The 21,577-nt window shown below is 70.5% G+C and carries 21 protein-coding genes and 1 pseudogene; 9 read left to right on the top strand and 13 right to left on the bottom strand.

The window, feature by feature from the left end:
- The 6 genes and pseudogenes from Sspor_RS01125 to Sspor_RS01100 form a co-directional block, all read right to left on the bottom strand.
- Window positions 1–649: pseudogene (locus Sspor_RS01125) on the bottom strand (NAD(P)H-dependent glycerol-3-phosphate dehydrogenase); the annotation flags it as partial.
- A 65-nt stretch (window positions 650–714) separates the two neighbouring features.
- Window positions 715–1,602 carry a class I SAM-dependent methyltransferase gene (locus Sspor_RS01120; RefSeq protein ID WP_237403555.1) on the bottom strand — a complete coding sequence of 296 codons (888 nt, stop codon included), beginning with the start codon at window positions 1,600–1,602 and terminating at the stop codon, window positions 715–717.
- Window positions 1,599–2,747: a YcaO-like family protein gene (locus tag Sspor_RS01115; protein WP_202197117.1), complete on the bottom strand. Its 1,149-nt coding sequence runs from the start codon at window positions 2,745–2,747 to the stop codon at window positions 1,599–1,601. Before Sspor_RS01115 ends, Sspor_RS01120 begins: the two co-directional genes overlap by 4 nt.
- The gene (locus Sspor_RS01110; protein ID WP_237403556.1) at window positions 2,734–3,840 is read right to left on the bottom strand and encodes a TfuA domain-containing protein; all 1,107 of its coding nucleotides are present in this window, start codon (window positions 3,838–3,840) and stop codon (window positions 2,734–2,736) included. Before Sspor_RS01110 ends, Sspor_RS01115 begins: the two co-directional genes overlap by 14 nt.
- Before the next feature lie 480 nt (window positions 3,841–4,320).
- Window positions 4,321–4,779: a DUF6415 family natural product biosynthesis protein gene (locus Sspor_RS01105; protein WP_202197119.1), complete on the bottom strand. Its 459-nt coding sequence runs from the start codon at window positions 4,777–4,779 to the stop codon at window positions 4,321–4,323.
- Window positions 4,776–5,195: a hypothetical protein gene (locus tag Sspor_RS01100; RefSeq protein WP_202197120.1), complete on the bottom strand. Its 420-nt coding sequence runs from the start codon at window positions 5,193–5,195 to the stop codon at window positions 4,776–4,778. The genes Sspor_RS01105 and Sspor_RS01100 overlap by 4 nt, the downstream gene beginning before the upstream one ends.
- Before the next feature lie 194 nt (window positions 5,196–5,389).
- Between Sspor_RS01100 and Sspor_RS01095 the strand changes: the two genes are divergently transcribed.
- The 4 genes from Sspor_RS01095 to Sspor_RS01080 all read left to right on the top strand — a co-directional run bounded on the left by Sspor_RS01095 (window position 5,390) and on the right by Sspor_RS01080 (window position 8,991).
- The gene (locus Sspor_RS01095) at window positions 5,390–6,676 is read left to right on the top strand and encodes an NsdA family TPR-like regulatory protein (RefSeq protein ID WP_202197121.1); all 1,287 of its coding nucleotides are present in this window, start codon (window positions 5,390–5,392) and stop codon (window positions 6,674–6,676) included.
- A 9-nt stretch (window positions 6,677–6,685) separates the two neighbouring features.
- Window positions 6,686–7,255 (top strand): GNAT family N-acetyltransferase, encoded by a 570-nt coding sequence (locus Sspor_RS01090; protein ID WP_202197122.1) that lies wholly within the window; start codon window positions 6,686–6,688, stop codon window positions 7,253–7,255.
- 287 nt (window positions 7,256–7,542) lie between these two features.
- A complete protein-coding gene (locus Sspor_RS01085; RefSeq protein ID WP_202197267.1) occupies window positions 7,543–8,094 on the top strand; it encodes an alpha/beta hydrolase in 552 nt (183 codons plus the stop codon).
- A gap of 67 nt (window positions 8,095–8,161) precedes the next feature.
- A protein-coding gene (locus Sspor_RS01080; protein WP_371589749.1) for an IS5 family transposase occupies window positions 8,162–8,991 on the top strand; the annotation gives its coding sequence in 2 pieces (ribosomal slippage) (window positions 8,162–8,500 and window positions 8,503–8,991; 828 coding nt in all).
- A gap of 15 nt (window positions 8,992–9,006) precedes the next feature.
- Here Sspor_RS01080 and galE read toward each other — a convergent pair.
- From galE to Sspor_RS01055, 5 genes are all read right to left on the bottom strand, one after another.
- Entirely contained in the window at window positions 9,007–10,002 is a 996-nt protein-coding gene (gene galE / locus Sspor_RS01075; RefSeq protein WP_202197266.1) for a UDP-glucose 4-epimerase GalE, read from the bottom strand.
- A gap of 257 nt (window positions 10,003–10,259) precedes the next feature.
- The gene (locus tag Sspor_RS01070; RefSeq protein ID WP_202197265.1) at window positions 10,260–10,499 is read right to left on the bottom strand and encodes a chaplin; all 240 of its coding nucleotides are present in this window, start codon (window positions 10,497–10,499) and stop codon (window positions 10,260–10,262) included.
- 159 nt (window positions 10,500–10,658) lie between these two features.
- Window positions 10,659–12,437, bottom strand: coding sequence for an IclR family transcriptional regulator domain-containing protein (locus Sspor_RS40140; RefSeq protein WP_237403576.1), 1,779 nt, complete (start codon window positions 12,435–12,437; stop codon window positions 10,659–10,661).
- A gap of 1 nt (window position 12,438) precedes the next feature.
- Window positions 12,439–13,038, bottom strand: a complete 600-nt coding sequence (locus Sspor_RS01060) for a sigma-70 family RNA polymerase sigma factor (protein ID WP_202197264.1) — start codon at window positions 13,036–13,038, stop codon at window positions 12,439–12,441.
- Window positions 13,039–13,590: 552 nt separating this feature from the next.
- A complete protein-coding gene (locus Sspor_RS01055) occupies window positions 13,591–13,971 on the bottom strand; it encodes a DUF6415 family natural product biosynthesis protein (protein WP_202197263.1) in 381 nt (126 codons plus the stop codon).
- Window positions 13,972–14,196: 225 nt separating this feature from the next.
- Here Sspor_RS01055 and Sspor_RS01050 point away from each other — a divergent pair, with 225 nt between their 5' ends.
- The gene (locus Sspor_RS01050) at window positions 14,197–15,495 is read left to right on the top strand and encodes an NsdA family TPR-like regulatory protein (RefSeq protein ID WP_202197262.1); all 1,299 of its coding nucleotides are present in this window, start codon (window positions 14,197–14,199) and stop codon (window positions 15,493–15,495) included.
- On the opposite strand, the gene Sspor_RS01045 is transcribed toward Sspor_RS01050, so the two are convergent.
- Together Sspor_RS01045 and Sspor_RS01040 are read right to left on the bottom strand one after the other, a co-directional pair.
- Window positions 15,492–16,307, bottom strand: a complete 816-nt coding sequence (locus Sspor_RS01045) for an alpha/beta hydrolase (protein ID WP_202197261.1) — start codon at window positions 16,305–16,307, stop codon at window positions 15,492–15,494. The two genes, Sspor_RS01050 and Sspor_RS01045, sit on opposite strands and share 4 nt — an antisense overlap.
- A 268-nt stretch (window positions 16,308–16,575) precedes the next feature.
- Window positions 16,576–16,830 carry a hypothetical protein gene (locus Sspor_RS01040; protein ID WP_202197260.1) on the bottom strand — a complete coding sequence of 85 codons (255 nt, stop codon included), beginning with the start codon at window positions 16,828–16,830 and terminating at the stop codon, window positions 16,576–16,578.
- Between the two features lie 373 nt (window positions 16,831–17,203).
- On the opposite strand from Sspor_RS01040, the gene Sspor_RS01035 reads away from it, so the two are divergent.
- From Sspor_RS01035 to Sspor_RS01015, 4 genes are all read left to right on the top strand, one after another.
- Window positions 17,204–17,422 (top strand): hypothetical protein, encoded by a 219-nt coding sequence (locus Sspor_RS01035; RefSeq protein WP_202197259.1) that lies wholly within the window; start codon window positions 17,204–17,206, stop codon window positions 17,420–17,422.
- A 463-nt stretch (window positions 17,423–17,885) separates the two neighbouring features.
- Window positions 17,886–20,018 (top strand): group II intron reverse transcriptase/maturase, encoded by a 2,133-nt coding sequence (gene ltrA, locus Sspor_RS41255; protein WP_308445510.1) that lies wholly within the window; start codon window positions 17,886–17,888, stop codon window positions 20,016–20,018.
- Window positions 20,019–20,338: 320 nt separating this feature from the next.
- On the top strand, window positions 20,339–20,923 hold the full coding sequence (locus Sspor_RS01020) for an IPT/TIG domain-containing protein (protein WP_202197257.1): 585 nt from the start codon (window positions 20,339–20,341) through the stop codon (window positions 20,921–20,923).
- A 16-nt stretch (window positions 20,924–20,939) separates the two neighbouring features.
- The gene (locus tag Sspor_RS01015) at window positions 20,940–21,527 is read left to right on the top strand and encodes an IPT/TIG domain-containing protein (protein ID WP_202197256.1); all 588 of its coding nucleotides are present in this window, start codon (window positions 20,940–20,942) and stop codon (window positions 21,525–21,527) included.
- Window positions 21,528–21,577 lie beyond the last annotated feature (50 nt).

Here is a 21,577-nt window from a genome sequence, read left to right as displayed (position 1 = left end):
CAGGGTCGCCGGTGGGCTCCCATGGCCACGGCCAGCGGGTGGTCTCCGCCAGGCCGCGGGTGATGAGCATGGCTTGCGCGTTGTGGCCCATTCCCATGCCGGAGGCGATGCCGACCGCGAGGGCGATCACGTTCTTCACGGCGCCGCCGAGCTCGCAGCCGGTCACGTCGGTGCTGGTGTAGGGCCGGAAGTACGAGGTGTGGCAGGCCTGTTGGACGCGGTGGGTGGCGTCCTGGTCGGGGCAGGCGATGGTCGCGGCTGCGGGTTGGCCGTTCATGATCTCGCGGGCCAGGTTCGGGCCGGACAGCACCGCGACCCGCTCGGCGCCGATGCCGGTCACTTCGGTGATGACCTGGCTGGCCCGCAGCCCGCTGCCGACCTCGATGCCCTTCATCAGCGACACGATCACGGTGTCTGTACCGATGTGTGGGGCCCAGGCCGCCAGGCTCGCCCGCAGGGACTGCGCGGGGATGGACAGCACGAGGAAGTCGGCACCGTCAAGGGCTGCGGCCGGGTCGGTGGTGGCCGTCAGGTTGTGCGGCAGCTCGATGTCCGGGAAGTAGCCGGGGTTGCGGCGGGTCGTGGTGATCGCGTCGGCGATCTCGCTGCGCCGCGCGTGCATGACCACGCTCGTGCCGGCGTCCGCCATGATCTTGCCCACCGCGGTGCCCCAGGATCCGGCCGAGAACACCGCCGCACGGACGCGGTTCTGGGTCACTGCGGGGTCCTCTCGATGGACGCGGGCCTGCCGGGCGGGTGGCTGAGCTCGGCCATCCTAGCGGCCGTTTCCGGGCTGTCCGGGGTGCGAGGAAGGCGCCGCAGGGTCAGTAGGACCGCCCGCCGTCTGGGCAGGGTGGGAAGCACCTGGTGCGCCTCGTGGAGCATCGCCTCGGCGGCCGCCTGGCCCAGCTCGCGCCGCAGATCGTCGCCGTGGGCGATCCACAGCCGGTAGAGCCGCTCCCACACCGCGGGTTCCTGGGGCCTCTCATCCAGGTGCTCCTGGGCCAGCCCGGCGGCTGCCACCTGCTGGTGCCATGCCGGTTCCGCACCGCGCCGCAGCGCCCGGGTGACGAGCAGGCGGCCGCCGGGGGTCAGGGCGCGGCCGAGTTCGCGTAGCGCCGCCCCTCGGTCGGCCGCGCGGCCGAGGGCGTCCACGCACACGATGCCGTGGGCGTGAGCGGTGGGCAGGCCGGTGTTCTCCAGCTCGGCGACGCGGAAGACCGCGCGATCGGCCCTGGCGGCGAGGAAGTGGGAGCGACGGGCGGCGGCTTGGGCGACGGCGACGGGTGAGAGGTCGAAGCCGTCCAGGCGGACGGCGAGAGCACGTGCCAGCCACAGACCGATACCGCCGGTGCCGCATCCGGCGTCCACGAGGAGCTGGCCGGGGCTCATGCGCAGGCGGGCGGCCATCAGCCCCAGCAGGGGCCAGTCGCAGGAGCTGGAGGCCGCAACCTCGGCCGGGTAGTCCTCGCCCATCGCCTCGGCGTACAGGCGGGCAACGAGATCGGTGCGGGCCCGAGCAGCATGGAAGGCGTCGTACTGCGACGAGCGCGTCGTACCGGGCGCGAGCGGCGCCACAGCCGTGGCGTGTTCGGTGTTCACCGGGGCATCAACCTTCCGATCCGTGAGCGGGTGCCTGGGCAGATCACCTGCACGGCGTGAACGAGACCGCCGGTGGCCGACAGGTCGAGGACCACCGGTTCGTGCCCGGTGACGTGAGCTATCCGGCGGGCCACGGCTCTGGCCTGCTCGGTGAAAGTGCCGCCGACTGGGGCGAATCGGGCCGCCGCCTGCGGCCACGGCGCAAGCCCTGCGCTTGGTGCCGGGCGGAAGGCGATGGCGTCGAAGCTGCCCGGGTCGGAGGGGAGGTCGTCCCGGGTCCCCGCGATCGCGGCGAGGCGCGACTGCGCCGCCTCAGTCACCGCCCGCGTGAACGCGATCGCCGGGCTGCCGTGGCAGCCACCGCCGGCGAAGACGACCGGGTAGTCCTCCGACCACAGGTACGCCAGACACACCGGCAACCCGTACGGACCGTCCACCAGCGAGATCTCCAACGACATGCCCGCAGCCGCCAGCCGCCCGATCACCTCCCGGCCGTGCGGGTCCTCAACCGTCCCGGGCGCGATCAGGGTGCGCTGGCGCCCGCCCACCTGCCCGTCCCGGTACAGCACGTCGCGCTCCACCACCTCGAACAAGGCGTGCAGCAGTGCCTCGTCCCGGGTATTGCCGCACGCGAGTCCGGTGCTGGTGGCGCGCCACACATCCGGGGTCCACGCGGGCCGCTGCGCCCGGCGACGGACCAGGTCGACCGGCAGCAGAACCGTCGTCCCGCTCACCACAGCGGTGCCGGCTGCCCAATCCCATCGCATCCGGGTCAGGGCACGTTCGGGGTACGGGGCAGTCTGGGGGAGCGCGGCCAGCGGGCAGCCGGGGGCGACTTCGGCGGCCGGGCCGTAGGCGATGACTGGCAGCGGCTGCTCGACGTGCCACAGCTCGATCGCTTCCATGACGGCCGACAGCTTCGCCAGCAGAGGCGTGGCGCCCTTGCCCTGCGCGGTGGTCAAGGTCCGCGATGCCGGGCGGATCGTGGTGAAGACCGGAAGGCCGATGCAGTCCAGGCCGGTCAGGTCCGCGACCCGGGTAATGCCGAACTCGGGCAGGTGCCCGGCCACAGCGGCCCAGGTCTTCTCGGGCATCCGGGCCCGCACCGTGCCGGGCAGCGCCAGCGTTTCCTCAACGTACGACACCGGCCGCCTCCCTTCTCGTGGTCTCCTCCAGGAATCCGGGCACCAGCCGTTTGGCTGCCTCCACGGCACGCGCCCCGCACACCAGCCCCCGCGCGGACGCCTCCACGTCGAACTCGCGCTCCAGGCAGCGCCACACCCGCAGCAACAGGGCGCGTGCGGCTTCCTCGCGCACCGCTGCTGCCGAGAACCCCGGGCGCTCGCGCCGATACCGGGCGAGGGCATCGGCATAGCAGGCGACGGCCTGGCGGTCGTGTACGGTCTCGCCGGCCAGGAGCACCGCCGTGGTCCGTTCGTTGCGCAGGTCGACTTGCGGATGGAAGACGCGGTCGGCCGGGAGATCCCCGTCCGAGACCCGGGCAAGCCGTTCGGGCAGAGTTAGCCCCGGCCCGCCGTCGGCGGGATGCTGTGAGAGGTGTTCGAGGTAGGCCGTCCACTTCTCGCGGAACGTGGGGTCGAAGACCTGCTGGTAGACCAGGCGGTCCTCGGTGGACAGCGCGGTCCCGTCCAGGCGTTCGCGGGCGAAGGCGTTGGACCAGCGCCGGAAGTAGGCCGTCTCCCACACCGGCGCGGGGCCGGAGCCCGAACCGGTCGTCGGGCCGGAGCCGAGCGCGGTCCGTACGGCGGCGAGCGCGTCAACACGCTTGAGGTCACCGAAGTACCGGTCCTGCTCCCGCTGCCTGGCCAGCCAGTCGACCAACGCGCTCTCGCCCTCGCGCTGGCACACCGCCCGTACGGCGGCCCACGTGCGCTGGGGGTAGTAGATCGCGCGCAGCGCCGCGAGGAGCGTGGTAGCCCGCTCGGCATCGATGACCCCGGCGGATTTGGCGAGCGCCAGGACGTGCCGCACGTTGACCAGCGGCCACGTCAGCGCCGTCGACGTCCCGTCCGGGGCCTGCCCGACCGCCACCTCGTCATCGCCGTCGATGTCCCCGCGGACGTAGGCGGCGTAGACACTGCCGACGCCGAGCATCCCGTACGGCGCGAGCTCGGCCGCCCGCAGCGCACCGATGCTCGCGGCACCGATCACCCGGACTCCCCGGCCCATCGCCTCGAGGATCTCCTTGTGCCGCAGCGCCGGCGCCTGGTGATACACCCCGTCGATGATCAGCGCCGTGTCGCCTGCGCGAATCGCGCTGTCGAACAGGTCGCCGTGCCGGACAGGCGGCCACGGCCGTACGCCGGGTAGGGCAAGCTCGGACCGTGGCAGGGTCGGCCCGACGAACACGTGAATCACTGCAACCTCCAGACGGGTCAAAGAGCGAGGGGCGCCCCTCCCCGGGCCCCAACGGGGCCGAGGGGAGGGGCGCCAGGTCAGGACGCGGGAGAGGAGACCTACTCCTCGTCCTCGACGTCGACGGCAATCACCACGGGGCCGGTGATCTCCTCGATGTGCTGCGCGGGCGCCGGGATGCTGGCTGCGGCGATACCGGACTTGGACTTCTCCATTGGGCTCTTCCTTCCTTGCCGATTCCGGCACGGGCCCACTGCCCGAACCGTGTGGTGCCGCGGACCGCACGGGTTCTCCCCCGGCGGCCCGCTTGCCCGCCCCTGGCCGGGGCGGGAGCTGTGGAGTTCAGCCGCCGGTGAGGGGGCGAACCTCGTGTGCTTGTGCTCCGGACCGTGACCGTGGGGACAGGCCGCTTACGGGGTGCTCTGCCTCCAGCCGATCCAGTGCGCCGTACAGGGCCTGGAGGAGGCGGGCGCGGTTTTGCGCGTGGGCGAGGTCACCGCACGGGGATGCCGCCGCCGGCGACAGGCGACGGTTCGCCTCGCCCAAGGAGTAGGTGAGGAGCTGGCGAAGTTCGCAGTCGTCCGGCAGCCGCCCGATCCGGTCCGCGAGTTCGTCACGCAGCAGCCGCGCGTGCCCGGTCAGCTCCAGCACGGCGAGCGCGGTATCCGCCACCGGCGGCACCGTTTCCGGCGTCCAGGCCAGGACGGACGCGGCCAGCCGGAAGTGCGGTTCGCGGTCGAGCGGCAGCTCGTGCCCGAGTCGCCCGTCGGGATCGTGTACGACGCTGTGGAAGCCGCTCATGGGTGTGTCACTTCCTTTGGAGAGACTCCGACGGACAGTTCGGTGGGATCGGTGGCCACAACGAAGAGGCCGTGCCTCAGCAGCCACGTCCACTCGCGGTTCCAGTCAGCCCACCGGTAGCCGATGTGGGCGAAGCACGGCACGACGAGCCCGGTGACCGCCTGGGCCTGAACCGTGCGCCGCACCCGCAGCCACCCCGACCGGTTCAGGTCCGCGCCGAGCGGGCCGACGTCCACCGCCGCGCAGCCGGCCGGAACGTGCCAACCCTGTCCGGCGGCGTAGGACCGCAGTTCGTCCAGTACCCGTAGGGAGTCGGCCTCGGACGGGACGACGGCGTACACCGCCACGGCGCCTATCGGTGCCGCCCCCACCCCGGACGGCACGAGGGCGCTGAGAGCGGCAAAGGTGTCCGGCATGAGGGCCTCCCGAGGCTGGCGTTCGTGTCCCAGGTCCACGCAAGCAGCCGCCGTACGGCGGGTTCGACGCCGCGGCGATGCAAGAGCGATGTAATTGCCGCCCAGGCGGGGTGAAATGGGCCCGACTGGCGGGCATGTCCTGGGCGGGACCGGTACGGTCTCGGCATCCACCCGCCTGGATATGGAGATGGAGCATGGCCGGCAGACGGCATCCCCCCAACGCCCAGCTGCGTTCCGTACGCGAGCTGGACTTGCAGATGTCCCGAAGCGAGTTCGCCAAGTTCGTCGTCGACACCGGAGCGAGCATGGGGGAGAACGTCGGCTGCACCGCGCGGCTGGTCGCCGCCTGGGAGGACGGGGACGTGACCTTGCCCCGAGCCGTATACCGGCGGATCCTCACCCAGATCAGCGGCCGAGCGATGTCGGAACTGGGCTTCACCGCCACACCGGCCCCCGCCACCGCGACGACGAGCCACCTGTCGCAGGCCTCGGTGGACCGCCGCGATTTCCTGCTCGACGGCGCCGGTGCCGCCCTGGCGCTGCTTCCTCTGCCCGCGGAACGGACCGGCCGGATCGGGGCCGCCGACGTCCGCACGGTCTCGCGGACCGTCACCGCCATCTACGCCCACGACACCGAGCACGGATCGGCGCAGCTGCGCCGGTCCGCGTCCACCGCGATGCACACTGCCTACCAGTGGTTACAAGACGGCAGCTACACCGAACGCACTGGGCGCCAGCTGCGCATCGCCACCGGCCATCTGTCGGTCGCGGCCGGATGGCTGTCCTTCGACTCCGGCCGCCCCGCTGACGCGCGCAGCCTGTACGGCGAAGCCCTCGCCGCGGCCCGTATCGCTGACGACCTCGCCCTTGAAGGCCACGCGTTCGGGTGCCTGTCCCTGGTCGCCAAGGCATCCGGGCGCCCCCGTGAGGCCGTAGCCGCCGCCCAAGGCGCCCAGAGCGCGGTACGCACCTACGGATCCGCCCGCATGCTCGCCCTCATGGCCATGCGCGAAGCCGGAGGCTGGGCGCTCCTCGGCGATGCCGACGCCACCGACCGGGCCATCGTCCGCGCCCACCACCTCTACGCCCAAGGCCCCGCAGAAGCCGACCCCGACTGGCTCACCTTCTTCACCCCCGCCGAGCTCGCTGGCCTCGAAGCCCTGGCCCGTGCCGACCTCGACCAGCACGAGCGAGCCGCCGCCGGCGCCGAGCAGGCCGTACTTCTGCACGGCGACCAGTTCGCCCGCAACCGCGCCCTGTATCTGGGCGACGTCGCGATCCAGCATGCAGTGAGGTCCAGACCCGAGCCCGAAGCCGCCGCCGAAGCAGCCCACCGCGTCCTGAGCTACCTCCCCGACGTCCGCTCCGACCGGCTGCTCCGCCAGCTCCACAACGTCGCCGGCGCCTTGCAACGGCACACCGCCGTCCCAGCCGTCGCCGACTGGCTCGACGCCTACCGCACCACCACGGCCAGCAGCTAGGAGGACAAGGTGACCACCCCCAGCACCAGCACGGACACGGTGATCCGCACCTACGGCCCGGGCCAGGTCCCCGCCCTGCTCGACGTCGCCGCCGACATCTGGGCCGACGCCCACCCCGAACTCGTCAGCAACCCCCAGGCTGCCACCGCCGGGCTGTCCGTCCCCGCGCTCCGCCGCCAGATCACCGGCCACCTCCGCCACGAAGGCATCACCCTGGTCATCGCCTACTCCGGCGGCACCCCCACCGGCATGGGCTACGCCTTCCCCTGCACCGCCACCTACTGGTTCGGCACCGACCTCCTCCCCACCGTCCCCGAAGCCGCACGCACCGAACGGCTGATGGGACTGTGCGAGCTGGCCGTCCGCCAGCCTTGGCAATCCCAGGGCATAGGAACCCGCATGCACCAAGCCCTCATCACCGCCATCGCCCCGAACTGGTCCTCCCTGCTCGCCCTGCCCACCAACGACCGAGGCCGCCAGCTCTACACCCGCCTCGGCTACCAGTACGCCGGCCCCTACCGCAACACACCCGACGGCCCCGAGTTCGACCTGCTGCTGCTCCACGTCGAGCCCGCCTGAGCCAACAGCCTCCGGCGCCTGGCTCTCTTCACATCGCAGGGCCTCTGGACAGCCACCGTGTAAGCACAGCTGCAACCGAGGCCGCGCTGGCCGACAGCTATGTCGGATGTCAGCGCAGGAGGAGGGCTTCGGCAGCAGGGTGCTCAACAGCTGGGCCGTCTCCGCGTCCTCATTCCCGTGATCGACAACCACGGCAACGCCAGCACCTGACGGCAAGGCCCTCGCCGCACTCCAGCGCACATGGCCCTACGGTCTGATCAGACCCAGAACGGCCAAGGCCCGTCACCGTGGTTCTCCCCGAGCAGCGGGTGCACAGGGTCGTACTCGCCCTGCCCGTCGAGAAGGGGACGGCAGCAAGTACGGCCGCAGCCTCGACGGGATTCCGGGCGCTGGTGCACCTGCTGGGCTTCAGCAAGGGCGGCTTCGCTGTGCTGAACCTGCTTGCCCGGCATCCCGACCTCTTCGGCGTGGCCAGCGTCTGGGACGCCTCGCTGCTCGCCGACCGGCCGCAGCGCCCGCAACTCGTGGGGGTCGCAGGCAGTGCCGCGCGGCTCGACGAGTACGACGTACGGCGGAACCTTCGCCGTCACGCGGACGCCCTCCGCGGCGCCCGCCGCATCGCGCTCGGGGGTGTCGGAACCCTGGGAGCCGACTGGATCGCCGGCCGCCGGCTACTCCAGAGGCTCGATGTCCCCCATGACGCCTACCGGGACGCCCCGGCAGTGCACCGGTGGGACGGGGCCTGGATCGGGCCCGCCGTCGAGCGCATCCTCGCCCTCGAAGCGGCGCTTGTCCCGGCAGACGTCCGGGAGGGGCGAAGCGGGCGGGTGAAGGGCTAGAGCGTGTCTCTTTGATGGGTTGGTCAGTTGATCGGATGTGTCTGTCCGATTAGTGATCACTGATGCGATGTGGGGCCGGATCGAGCCGCTGATGCCGGCCGATCCGGTCCGCGGCCGGCGGTGGGCCGACCACCGCCGCACCCTTGAGGCCATCGCTTGGAAGTACCGCACGAGCTCGCCCTGGCGGGACCTGCCCGACGAGCTCGGGTCGTTCCAGACCGCTCACAAACGACTGCTCAGATGGGCCGTCGACGGCACCTGGGAGAAAATCCTCGCCTCCGTCCTGGCAGCGGCGGACGCCGACGACGACATCGACTGGACCGTGTCAGTGGACTCCACGGTCGTCCGAGCCCACCAGCACGCGGCCGGCGCACGCAAAAGGGGGCGGCCCGCTCCGGCGAGCCCTCCGATCACGCGCTCGGACGCTCACGCGGCGGGCTGAGCACCAAGGTTCACCTGGCCGCGGACGGTGGGGCACGGCCGCTGGCATTCACCGTCACCGCAGGCCAGGCCGGTGACGCACCCGCCTTCGAGACGGTGATGGCCCGCATCCGGGTGCCCCGCAGAGGCACGGGCAGGCCGCGGACCCGCCCCTTCGTCGTTCTGGCCGACCGGGCCTACTCCTCCCGAGCCATCCGCAGCCACCTGCGACGCCGGGGCATCCGCGCGGTCATCCCGCAGCCGTCCGACCAGATCGGCCACCGCCTGCGGCGAGGCCACCGAGGCGGCCGCCCGCCTGGCTTTGACCGAGAGGTCTACAAGCAGCGGAACACGGTCGAACGCTGCATCAACCGGCTCAAGCAGTGGCGCGGCCTGGCCACACGAACCGACAAGCTCGCCATCGCCTACCAGGCCGCACTCCACCTCGCCGGCATCCTCATCTGGACCCGACGCTGACCAAAGAGACAGAACCTAGTCCTTCAGCAGCTCGTCGCGCACCGGGATCCACTCCAGCGCGGATCGGATACCGTCCTCCAAGGACAGCTTCGGCGTCCATCCCAGCAGCTGAGCAGCCCGGTCGCTCTTGGTGTAGCCGCCGGCCACGTCGCCGGGGCGCGGGTCCGCGTCGATCGTGGCCAGGGGCGCGCTGACGACGTTGTTGAACGCCTCGCACAACTCGCGGACCGTGGTCCCGCTGCCCGTGCCGAGGTTGATCGCGATCGAGCGCTTCGACTCCGTGAGGATGGAGTCGAAGCGCTGGATCGCCGCGACGTGAGCCGCGGCGAGATCCCACACGTGCACGTAGTCCCGGATGCCCGAGCCATCTCGCGTCGGGTAGTTCGTCCCGGTGATCGGGAACGGGCGGCCCTCCTGGTGCGCCTGGATGAGCACACCCAGGGCGTGGCTGGGCCGCTTGAGCTGGAGCCCGGTCCTCCGCTCGGGATCGGCCCCGATCGGGTTGAAGTACCGCAGGGACAGCACGCGGGGGCCGGCCACTGAGATGTCGGCGAACATCTCCTCGCACACGGCCTTGGTCCGCGCGTAGGGGCTCTGCGGCGCCAGCGGCGAGTCCTCGTTGACCGGCGAGCCGTCCTCGGCCTGGTAGATGGAGGCCGAGCTGCTGAAGATGATCCGGTCGCAGCCGTTGCGGTGCAGGTGGCTGACGAACTCGAGGCTCTTGGTCACGTTCGCCGTGTAGTAGCCGATCGGGTCCGCGACGGATTCCGGGACCACGATCAGCGCGGCGCAGTGCACCACGGCGGAGATGTCCGGGTGCTCGGCGAAGATCCGGTCCACCAGCGCACCGTCGACGATGTCGCCCTCGTAGAAGGTGCGGCCCTCGGTGAACTCACGGCGGCCCCGAACCAGGTTGTCGAGGATCACCGGGGTGATGCCCGCGTCCAGGCAGGCCGAAGCGACCGTGCTGCCGATGTAGCCGGCTCCACCGGCGATAAGGACCTTCTCCACGATGTTTCTCTCCCGGCCTCGTTCCAGCCCCAGCAGGCGACCGAGCAAGGCTATAGGACAAGGCACGCGGGCCAGGGCGGCCTCTCGGCTGCCCGCTGCGAGGTGCTGCGGGCGCTTGCACCAACAGCCACCGACAGCCGGCCAGCTCACCGCGAGGGCGATCGAGGCGCAGCCGCTGCTCTGTGGTCGGCCGGGTCACCGGTCCACGCCGCCTCGTTTGTTCGGCAGCGTGGACCGGGGTCTTCGGACCGTCCGGATCAGGCGTTGCCGCAGATGTTGCCGAACGATGGGTTCAGTGGCCCGATGATGATGACGGTGTTGCCGCAGACGTTGACCGGGATGTGGATCGGCACCTGGACGAGGTTGCCCGAGCCCGCTCCGGGCGAGTACGTGACTGCTCCCTGCACATCAGCATCGGCGAAGGCCATCGCAGCACTGCCGATCATTGCCGCGCCGGCCACCATCGCCACCATCAGGCTTCGTCGCGCACCAAGCATGTGAACTTCTCCCTGTATATGTGTCTTGGCCACGCGGAAAGCCCGCACGGCCTACGGGACCGGAAGGCCTTCCGGCTTCCCGCATCGCCGTCTGCGCCACTGTCCGCCCGAGGGCTTGGCCACCACGGCCTGATCCCTCGTCCTGGAGGACCGGCGAGGTCACGCCGGGCATACCTCGTTCATGGGCGCCATTGCGACCAGAGGCCTCGGGTCCGGTGTGTTCTCGTGTCCTGTCGGGGGTGGCACGAGGGTGTCGCTGAAGAAGTCGTTGTGCTGGTGGTTGCTCCTTTCCGCACCGGGCGGGTTAGGCCCTCGGGCTGGGGACGTGGTGGCGGGGTCGGTTGGTATTCCGTGCTCGGGGGTCGGTGGCGCGCTTCTGGAGTGCTGGGGGATCAGCACTGCCTGGGGCGGCACCAGGGTGATGGCATCCTGTGGCTTTTGGGTCCATTCCAGGGGCGGGACCACGACGATCGCTCCCTGCATCTGCGCGGATCGCTCCATGGGGGGTTCGCCCGCGAGCAGTAGCGACAGCAGGACGGCGTTGGACCTGCGTGACAGGATCCGTGCGGCTTCTTCGAGTCGGTGCTGCTGGGCGACAGGCAGGGACAGCGCGAGACAGTCGGCGCCGCCGCCGCGGTGCAGGGGGATGGCGACGCACACCTCGCCGGTGGAGTATTCCTGCCGGTCGAACTGGGGTGCGTCGGGACCGCGTCCGTCGATATCGTGGAACAGCAGCCGATGGTCGGTGATGGTCCGTGAGGTCAGTCGTGCCGCCCGGTGGCGGGAGAGGTGATCCATCCTTTCCTCGTAGGAGAGTTGTGCGAGCAGGCTCTTGCCGACGGCGCTGGCGCGCGCGGACGCCTTGAAGTCGACCCACTCGTACACCTGTGGGGCTGCGGGGCCCGCCGAGTAGCGGGCGATGTCGACCTCCCCGTCGGTGTAGCGGCTGACGTATACGGCGGCCCCGACCGCGTCGCGCAGCGCGGCCAGTGTCTGCTGCACGGCGTCCTGGGCGGGCCCTGCCCGGCGGTCGGTGAGTGTTCCCAGGACGGGACCGGGTGCGAACCCTCCGTCGGCCAGGAGCTGGGTTAGGCCCTGTCCGCAGAGCCAGACCAGGAGCCGCTCCAGGATCTGCTTGGGAAGGCTGGTGGCCTTGGCCAGCTGTGCCGCGCTCAGGGCCACCGAGGATCCCTGCAGGGTGTGCAGGATGCGCAGCGACCTTTCGACGGTTCGCCAACGTTCGGGTGCGGGGCTGCGGCCGGGGACCTGACGGGCGGCTACGGTCAGGCCGGGAGGTCGGAGCGGGTTTACCGACCAGGTGAGACTGTCGGCGGCAGGTGGGCGGAATCCGGTGGAGGGGGTGGCCGGGGCGGGCTGGCCGTGCCCGGTCGCCCAGACCCCTTCCGGTTCGGGTGTGGGGTGGGGTGGGGTGTGTCCGCGGGTGAGGGCTCGGCGCAGCTCGTCGGCGAATTCCGGGTCCTCCGCGGGGGCGCCGTCCTCACCGGGCTCGGGCGTACCGGGGCCGGAGGCAGCCGCCAGCCGCGCGAGGGGGCGTGCGTCGCCGTGACCCGCTTCGGCCGCCGCGGCCAGCAGGAAGAGCACGTCGTCGAGCCCCTCGTCGCCGAGGAGGCGGTGGGTGACGACGGCGAGACGGAACAGGGCTCCGGGGTGGTCCTGCTCGGCCGCCGTAGACAGCCAGTTCGCCGCCGACTGCAGTTCGCCGCGTCGCAGCGCCTTCGTTCCCAGCCGGTAGCAGGCGTTCGCGTGGGCGCGCGCCTGGTCGGAGGTGCCGTCGGCGCCCGGGTCACCGGGCCAGTCACCGGCCGGACGGTCCCAGAAGTCGATGGGGCCCCTCAGCGCGGCCAGCAGCCCCTCCAAGCCGGATGGAGACGTCGGCGGACCCTGCTGTCCGCCGCGCCGGCCGCCGTGCCCGCTCATGTCACTCACCTGAGCCCTCTTCCCCTTGCTGTGTTTCTCTTGGCCGCCGTGTAGGAAGGTCCTGGAGCCGCTGCCGCAGTTCCCGCACCGCCCGGTGGCGCTGTACCCGGACATGGGTGGTGGATATGCCGAGCTCCTCCGCGATCTCCTTCGATTCCAGGCCCGCCAGCATCAGTGCGGCCACCTGGCGTTGTCTGCCTTCGGTCATCGCCTCGATCGCGTCCTCGACGAGTTCGGCCCGGCGGTCGTCTGTGTCCTCTGGCCAAGCCGTCTTCTGCTCGCGCAGGACATCGAGCAGTTCGTCGTCGACCGGGATCATCCGTTCGCGGCGCAGGCCGTCCTTGGCGAGGTTCTCCGCCGCTCGCAGGAGATAGGCCATCAGCTTCTCGCCCGGGTCGAAGCCGCGCAGCCGCAGGCTCTCCGAGACGTTGATGTAGGCCTCCTGGGCGACGTCTTCGCGCTGTGTCGGCGGCAGCGCGGAGAACTTCGACAGGCGCGCGTTGGCCTCGCGCAGGTAGTCGAGGTAGATAGCCTCCAGCCGGCGCTCCGCGTCCGGCGGCCGGCGCAGCAGCGCCTCGCCGGACGTTCCGTCGGCTACCACAGAGAGGACTCCCCGTTCGGCGCCGCGACGGCGGGCGGGTGGTTCGACCAGATGGTCACGACGTGGCCGTCGGGGGTTTCGACCCGTACGACGGTACGGCCCGCGCACCGATGGGGTTGCTCTGGCAGGCGCGGGGGTGGTCCCGGCGTTGCCGGTTCCTTGCTGCGGGGCAGGCACCTGAGCAACCTCACGGCCCAGGGCTGGTACCCGAGGGCACCCAGCGCGTTGACCGCGCTCAAGATGGTCGAGATGTGCTCGACCGACTCCCAGGTCATGCGAAGGCTTCCGATCTTTCGATGGTCACGGCGCGTGTTGTGCGCCGTCACTCATCAACGGATTCGGCGAAGCCTGCCGTTAACGAGCACCGGAAAGAGCCCGGTTTTGCCCGGAACACCTCCATGCGGTGATCACATTTGTTGGTCTGTGCGTCCCTTGCTGACCGGCCACGAAAGCAGAGCGGCCTCGCGCTCCGTTGGGCGAGAACAGCTGCGAGGAAGCGGCGCATCGGATCCGGACCCGCGCTCCCTCGCCCTCACATCGCGTCCCTTCGCCTCAACGGTCCGAGTGCCCTGTCGTGTTCGGTACCGCGGTGAGGTCGGTGGCGAGGCCCAGAAGGATGCCGCAGGTGCGCGCGAGTTCCTGAAGCTGGACGTACGCCGCCGGGGCGTCATCTTCCAGCCCATCTCCCAATATGTCATCGACGTAGGCGGCCGCGTCCGCAACGAGCGTGGCGTCTCCGGTACTGGGCGGCTCCTGGCCGCGGGCATCGAGGACGGACAGCAGGAGTCTGAGGTGGCCGTCGAGCCAGGACAGCCACAGGCCACGCAGGGCGGCCGGAGGGGGAATGTCGCGGGGTTCGAGGATCGTCGAGACGCTCTCGCTGATCGCGACGACGTCGACCGGCAGCCTACGAAGGGTGTCCTCCTCCCTCACGGCTCGGAACGTGTGAGCTCGCACGGGTGTCCTCACGTGTCCTCCCTCGACAGTCGGTGCGGCCGGGCTCTGGCAGACCGCCTGCGTAACCCTCACCTCGGACGGTAGAAGCGGGCGCGGGAAGCAACGAGGACACATCGCAGGACATTTCGCGGGAGTAGTGTCTTGGGTACACACAGCACCGGCCCGATCCCGGTGCAGCCTGCAGCCGTCCTGAGGGTCGCCATGTCCCAACAGCCGGGGAACCCCGCCTTCCGTACCGCCCGCCGCGAACGCGGATGGCACAGCCAGGCCGATGTCGCCGACGCCTACGCGGCGCACGCCGCCGCGCTGGGCGAGCCCGCCGGCATCGACGTGCGCCAGGTGCGACGGTGGGAATCCGCGAGGCCCGGGTGGCCCAACATCCAGGCACGGCGCATCCTGGTGGCGATGTTCCACTGCCCCCTGGAGGAGCTGGGTTTCACCCCGCCCGCCGGCACTGCCGAAGAACGGGCAACCGGCGTCGAGGAGGACGCGGTGCGCAGGCGGACGTTTCTGCAGGGCGGGGTCGCGGCGACGTCCTGGCTCGCTCCGGTCGGCGGGCCGGGGCGGCTGGAGGCCGCGCTCGCGAACGCCCGCCGGTACGGCGGTCACGGCCTGGCCGGTCACCTGCGCGCCGCCCTCGATGAGATCGCCCGCGCCGACAGCAGCACAGGCCCACGCCAGGTCCTGCCGGCCGCGATGGAACTCCTGGCCGTCATCGACGCCTTGGTCCGTGAGGTCACCTCACCGGTCCGCAGCGAGCTGCTGTCCATCGGGGCCCGGGCAGCCGAGTTCACCGCCTGGCTCCACCGGGACGGGGGATCACCCGCTCACGTCACGGTCTACTTCCACGACCGGGCGGCCGAGTGGGCCACCGTCACCGGTGACGGACCGATGCACGCCTACGTCCTGCTCCGCAAGGCCCAGGCCACCGACCGCCACGATCCCGCGCGCATGCTCGACCTCGCACACGCCGCGGCCCACGGCCCCTGGGCGCTTCCGCCACGGGCTCAGGCCGAAGCCCTCCAGCAGGAAGCCCGCGCGCTCGCGCTGACCGGTGCCCCGCCCGACGCCGTCGCCCGCACCCTCGCCGCCGCCCACCACGCCCTCGACCAGGCCCCGCCCGCCGAACCCGCAAGCTGCAGCGGCCCGCTGTGCGCCGGATACGGCTTGGACCGGTTGATGGCCCAGAGCGCCATCAGCCACCGCGAGGCCGGCCAGGCCGGCCGCGCCGTCGACCTCCTCCAGCAGCACCTGACCCGGGGTGCGTTCGCCCCGAGAGACCGGGCGTTCTTCACCGCCCACCTCTCCGGCGCCTTGGCCGCAGCCGGCGAACCCGACCAGGCCGCGTCCACCGGCCTGACCGCACTCCGCCTTGCCGCCGCCCCCGGCTACGGCCAAGCCCTCAGAGAACTGCGCCGTACCGCCGCCCAGCTACGCCCCCACGCCCGACGGCCCGCCGTACGCGAACTCCGTCAGGCTCTCACCGCCCTGACCGTCTAAACCGTCAGGAAACCCGTCACCCGCTCGATGACCTGCGCCTGCCACAGCTGCGTCTGCGGATCCGCATAGCCGGGATCCTCGTGCACGGCGAAACCGTGCTGCGCACCTTCCAGTTCGAGAAGCTCGGCCGGACCGGCGAAGTGCGGCAGATACCGGCGGGAGGACTCCACCGGGACGAAGGTGTCCTTCGTTCCGTGCACCATCAGCACCGGCGTGCGCACCCCCCGCAGGTACACCTCGGGGTCCAGGTGGAAGGCCTCGTTGTGCAGGGCCCTGCCCAGCTCGAACGGCGACATCTCGGTGAAGCCCCGCTCATCCAGGTCCCGGCCCGCCTCGGCGGTGATGTAGTCGCCCCGGAAGTACGGGCGACTGTCGACGTACCGGTCGCGGTAGTCCAGACGCGGGTTCAGCAGCACCAGACGCTCCAGATCCCGCGGCCGGGAAGCCGCGTGCAGGGCCGCCGCGCCCCCGGAGAACGACGCCGCGATCACATGGAGCGGACCGTCCACGCCGATCTCCTGCCGCAACCGGTCGCTGGCGGCCCGGATGTCGTTGGCGATCCCCGCGATCGTGATGTCGTGAGGGCGGCCACCGCTCCCCCCGTGTGCCCGAAGATCGAACCGCAGACACTTCACGCCCGCCCCGGCCAGGCCGACCGCGAGCCTAGTGAAGAAGCCGCCCTCCTCCCGCGTCACCCCCGCACCGTGCACCAGCACAGCGAGCCCGGTGGTCGCTCCTACGGGCGGCGTCACCGTCCCCACCAGGTTCGTACCGTCCAGCGACCGGAACCGAACTTCCCACTCAGAGGCCATAGCGGCCATCGTAGGGATACGCACCGCCGTCAACGAGACCACCAACGGTGGCCACGCGACGTCCGCCGGCCCTGGAAACCCGCCTCCACCAGCGACACGGTGGCTTGGAAACCGCCGCCGGCCGCCGCCCTGCGGACGCTCGCCCGGAGGACGTCATCGCAGGCCACCCCGAACCGCGCGTACACCACCAAGCCGGCCCGCCGCAGGGCCTTGCCGCCTCCACCCAGGGTGGGGCATCTGAACGTCAGCGGACCGGGCGTGATGTCTGTCAGTCCTCAGCCGGACTCGGGTGCAGCGCCTTCGTCACAACGTCCTTCTCCAGCTTGAATCGATTCTCCAGCCCGTACTGCTTGGCGTGCTCCGTCACCGCGTCACCGAAGACGGCCGCCGCCTCCAACCAGTGGCGCCATCGCTCCGCCGAGTACGGCCCCTGCAGCGCCTCGACGCGTGCTGCCTCGCTGGCCAACTTGAGCTCGACGAGTCTCTGCCGGGCTGTTGGTTCGTCTACTTGTTCGTCTGCCACGCCCGGATCCTAGGCGGCAGGTACGACAGTGCCCCGTAGCCACTCGCCGAGGATCTCCTCCTACCCCGGCTGTCCCCTTGCGATCAGTCGCCACGATCTCCGAATCGCATCGCTGATCGCGGGGAGAGACTTCTCCGACATCGTCGTGGCCGCCACGATGATCGACCGGGTCGTCCGCCACGACGGGTGCACCCTCACCGGCGGCTCCGACGGCACTCGCCAGCGAGGTGAGCTCCTCGACAAACCGGTGCCACCGCCTTCGGGTGGATCGGCGGAAGCAGGCACGGTTCTGCGGTGAATCCCCTCCCCCGGTGGAGTGAGACGCCCGATCCCGGCTCGATCGGTGCACTGCTGAGCCGGTATCACCAGGTTCATGATCACAAACTTCCGGCGTGGCCTCATGGCCGCTGCCCTCGCCTTCGCCGTACTCGCCCCCGCCTCCCCCGCCCAGGCCGACGAGGTCACCCTCATCGACGGCATCACCGCACTGCCGGTGGCAGAGGAGATCCGCGACGGCTACAAGCGGGAGCTGTACCCGCACTGGAAGGACGACGACTTGCGCCGTGAGGCGCTGTGGTTCGAGCGAGGGTGAGAGACCCCCGCTGCTGATCCTGTCGCAGCAGGACGGTGAAGCTGAGGGCAGTCTGATCCGGGTGGTGCCGGGGAGGACGGGAGCAGCCCTGACAAAGACGGGACGCGTCAGCACTGCCAGATGACGTGGGTCCGACGAGCGTGATGGAGAGGAGTACGCGAGGAACCGGCGTTGTTACGTCCTTCACTCTTCCACCGGCTCCAACCTGGCGGATATGGGCCGGATGCGGTGCGCACGATCACCCGCAAGGGTGGTCGGAACTCCTGGGGAGGTCTGTTGTCGCTGACCCGGAGGCCATGAGGAATGTCTGCGGCGTACTCATGGCGATGCCGCGGGGACATAGCCGGGCTCCTACTCCATCGAGCGAATCACAGTGAACACGGGAACCACCAGGTGCGGTTCCCTGACCCGCGGCTTCCAGCCGTGCGGGAGGGGATAGGCGCATCGACCGCCGAATGGCCTGGTGGGGCGGAGCCGCCGTAGTACTCCGAGCCGGGGAGATCCCGGCACATGGGGAAGGGCGGCAGCGATATCGAGAGGGGAGGAGGCTGCAATGCCGAAAGACGCACCGGCGAATGACGGCGCACCGCCAGACGAGGCTCCGTTGGGGCCCCGGCAGCGGGTATCGGAGATGCAGGCCAAACTTCACCGTTGGGCGGCGGCCGATCCTGGCCGCCGGTTCGACGACCTGTTCAACCTCGTGCACGACCCGGCGACGCTGACGATGGCGTTCGACCGGGTCGCGGGAAACCAGGGGGCCCGTACTGCCGGCATCGACGATCTGACGGTCGCCGACGTGGAAGAGCAGATCGGGGTTCTGCGGTTTCTGGACGACCTTCGCGCCCGACTCAGGTCGGGGGCGTTCAGAGCCCTGCCGGTGAGGGAGAAGCAGATTCCCAAGCCGGGCGGGTCCGGGAAACTGCGGCGGCTGGGAATTCCGACCGTCGCGGACCGGGTCGTCCAGGCTGCGCTGAAGCTGGTGCTGGAGCCCATCTTCGAGGCCGACTTCAAGCCGGTCTCGTACGGGTTCCGGCCGATGCGGCGGGCGCAGGACGCGATTGCCGAGATCCACTCCTTTGGCACCAAGGGCTACCGCTGGGTGCTGGACGCGGACATCGAGGCGTGCTTCGACGAGATCGACCACGCCGCACTGATGGATCGGGTCAGGAGGAGGATCAAGGACAAGAAGGTCCTGGGCTTGGTGAAGGCGTTCCTGAAAGCCGGGATCCTGACGGAAATCGGCGAGCAACGGGACACCCTGACCGGTACACCGCAAGGGGGCATCCTGTCCCCGCTGCTGGCCAACATCGCTCTGTCAGTGCTCGATGAGCACGTGCACGGGGCGTGGGAGGACGGCGGGGTGTTGTCCACCGACCGGCTGAGGCGCAACCGGCGCCGCGATGGCCTGCCAAGATGGCGAATCGTCCGCTACGCGGACGATTTCGCGGTCATGGTCCATGGGACCGAGCAGGACACCACGGCATTGCGCGACGAGATCGCACAGGTTCTGGCGCAGATCGGGCTGAGGCTGTCACCAGCCAAGACCCGGATCGTCCACCTGAGCGAGGGGTTCGACTTCCTGGGGTTCCGCATCCAGTGGCGCCGCAAGCGAGGGACGAACAAGTGGCACGTCTACACCGACATCTCCCGGCGCGCCGTGCGCTCGGTCAAGATGAAGGTTCGTGCCCTGACCCACAGGCTGTCGCAACACGACATGGAACACGTGCTGACCAGGCTCAACCTGATCAGACACGGATGGGCTCAGTACTTCAAGTACGCGATCGCGAAACGGGTCTTCGCCATGGTGGATGCGTTCACCTGGTGGAGAGTCGTACGGATGCTGCGATCGCGGCACGACTGGAGCTTCGGAGACGTCCGACGGCGGCTGCACCCCCTCCGGGGAGTGGCAGCCGATCACAGCGGGCGAGGTCAAGCTGCGGAGGATCGCGGATATCCCGATCGTCCGGTACCGCCATCGCGGCAGCAAGATCCCCAACCCATGGACGCAACCGGCCTGACGGCAGGTGTCGTGGAGAGCCCGTTGCGCCGAGAGGCGCACGGCGGGTTCGGCGAGAAGCCCGGGGAGACGGAGCAGGGGCAACCCTGCCACCGCGTCCCGGGCTTACTCTGCAAGAACGGCTGCACCGCCCGCAACGACGTCCTGATCGCCGAGGCCATCGAAGCCCCGACCGTCGGCGCCGGCTGCTCCCTGACCGGCGGGGTGTGGCACTCCTACTACGACGACGTCCTCGTCCAGGGCCCGTCCGGCGTCGACATCGACCACATGGTCCCGCTCGCCGAAGTCCACGACAGCGGCGGCTACGGCTGGACCACCGAACGCCGCCGCCGCTACGCCAACGACCTCGGCTCCGACGTCACCCTCGTCGGCGTCACCGCCCGCTCCAACCGGCAGAAGTCCGACCAGGACCCGGCCACCTGGATGCCGATGCCCGCGGTCCACTGCCGCTACCTCGGCGAATGGGTGGCCACCAAGCACCGCTGGGGCCTGGCCGTCGACCCCGCCGAGCGCGAGGCACTCCTGCGGTACGCGGCCGACTGCCCCAACGCCCGCATCACCTACGACCCCGCCGCCTAACCCCGCCGGGCCCGATGGACGTGTGCCTTCGGTCGAAGCCCCAAAAGCTCGATGCTGCCGGCCGGGGAACCTGTCGGCGGCGAGCCTGCAGACCCTGGCCTAGCTGCTCCGCCCTGCGCAGGATTCCGCTGACCAGAATGCGGCTGCGTCATCGTCTCGGGCTCCGACAACCTCTGCCACGTTCGGCTGCTGCTAAGCGAGTACAGGGGATCGGTCACACGGCCGGCCAGCGCCGGTCAGGAATGCGACCTCTCGGCGTGAGAGTCGGGGACCCGCCGGGTTCCCGACCGTGCCGGGAGCTTCTCAGAGAGGACCACCTCATGACATCCTCCGGCCTATCTCCCGCCCGCCGGCGCCGGTTCACAAACCGGGCTGCTGCCGTCGCCGCAGCGTTGCTGGCCCTGGCCGGTCTCGTCACGGTGTCAGGGACCGCAGCGGCAGCTGAGCGGCCGCAGGTCACCTCGATCAGCCCTGCGGCCGGCCCGCAGGCGGGCGGGAACACGCTCAAGATCACTGGAACCAACCTGGTCGGCACCGATCCGAAGGCGACCAGGATCGCGTTCTGGACCGACGCCTACGCAACCGACGTCGTGTGCACGGCCACTACCTGCACCGGAACGGTCCCGCCCGGCCAGTACGCGACGTCCTACCCGGTGTCGTTGGAGACCGACGGCGGCGACAGCCTCGGCCACGGCCCGGACGTCTACTACATCTACCACCGGCTGCCCGTGGTCACCGGCATCAGCCCGACCTCGGGAACGGCCGCCGGCGGCACCCAGGTCACCATCACCGGTACCTCGCTGACCGGTACCACCTCGATCGCCTTCGGCCCCGGCCGCAACGCCACCAACGTCTCCTGCACCTCGTCCACCACCTGCACGGCGACCACCCCCCTCCGGCACTGAAGGCGCCGCGGTCGACGTGCGGGCCACCAATCCCGGCGGCACCAGCGCGGCCAACAGCGCCACCCGCTTCACCTACACCTCCCCCCTCCCGCCCCTGACCGCGCTCAGCCCGAACAACGGGCCGGTGGCAGGCCGGAACCTGGTGACCATCACCGGCACCAACTTCACCGGCGCCAACAGCGTCGCCTTCGGCACCAACTACGCCGCCTCCGGCAACTGCTCCTCACCGACGATCTGCACCATGAAGGTCCCGGCCGGTGTCATCGGCATGGTCGACGTCCGCGTCCACAACCCGTACGGCTGGAGCGCCCCCGTAGCCGCAGGCCGGTACGCGTACGGGCCAGCGACCATCACCGCGGTCAGCCCAGCAGGCGGTCCGGCGGCCGGAGGCAACAAGGTGACCTTGACCGGCACCAACCTGGCCGACACCACCGCCGTCACCTTCGGGACCGGCCGCAATGGGACCGGCCTGGCTTGCACCGCCACCTCCTGCACCGTCACGGCCCCGGCCGACACCGCCTCCACGAAGGTCTCCGTCCAGGCCGTCAACGCCGCTGGCACCAGCCCGGTGGACAACCGGACGCAGTACACGTACGGCAGCTGACGCCTGCTGCAATTCCCTCGGACCCGGCGGCTACAGCGGCAGCCTGGTCA

Source organism: Streptomyces spororaveus (assembly GCF_016755875.1).
Lineage (GTDB): Bacteria > Actinomycetota > Actinomycetes > Streptomycetales > Streptomycetaceae > Streptomyces > Streptomyces spororaveus.
The sequence above is the reverse complement of the archived record's forward strand: the minus strand, read 5'-3'. Positions and strand labels throughout refer to the sequence as shown.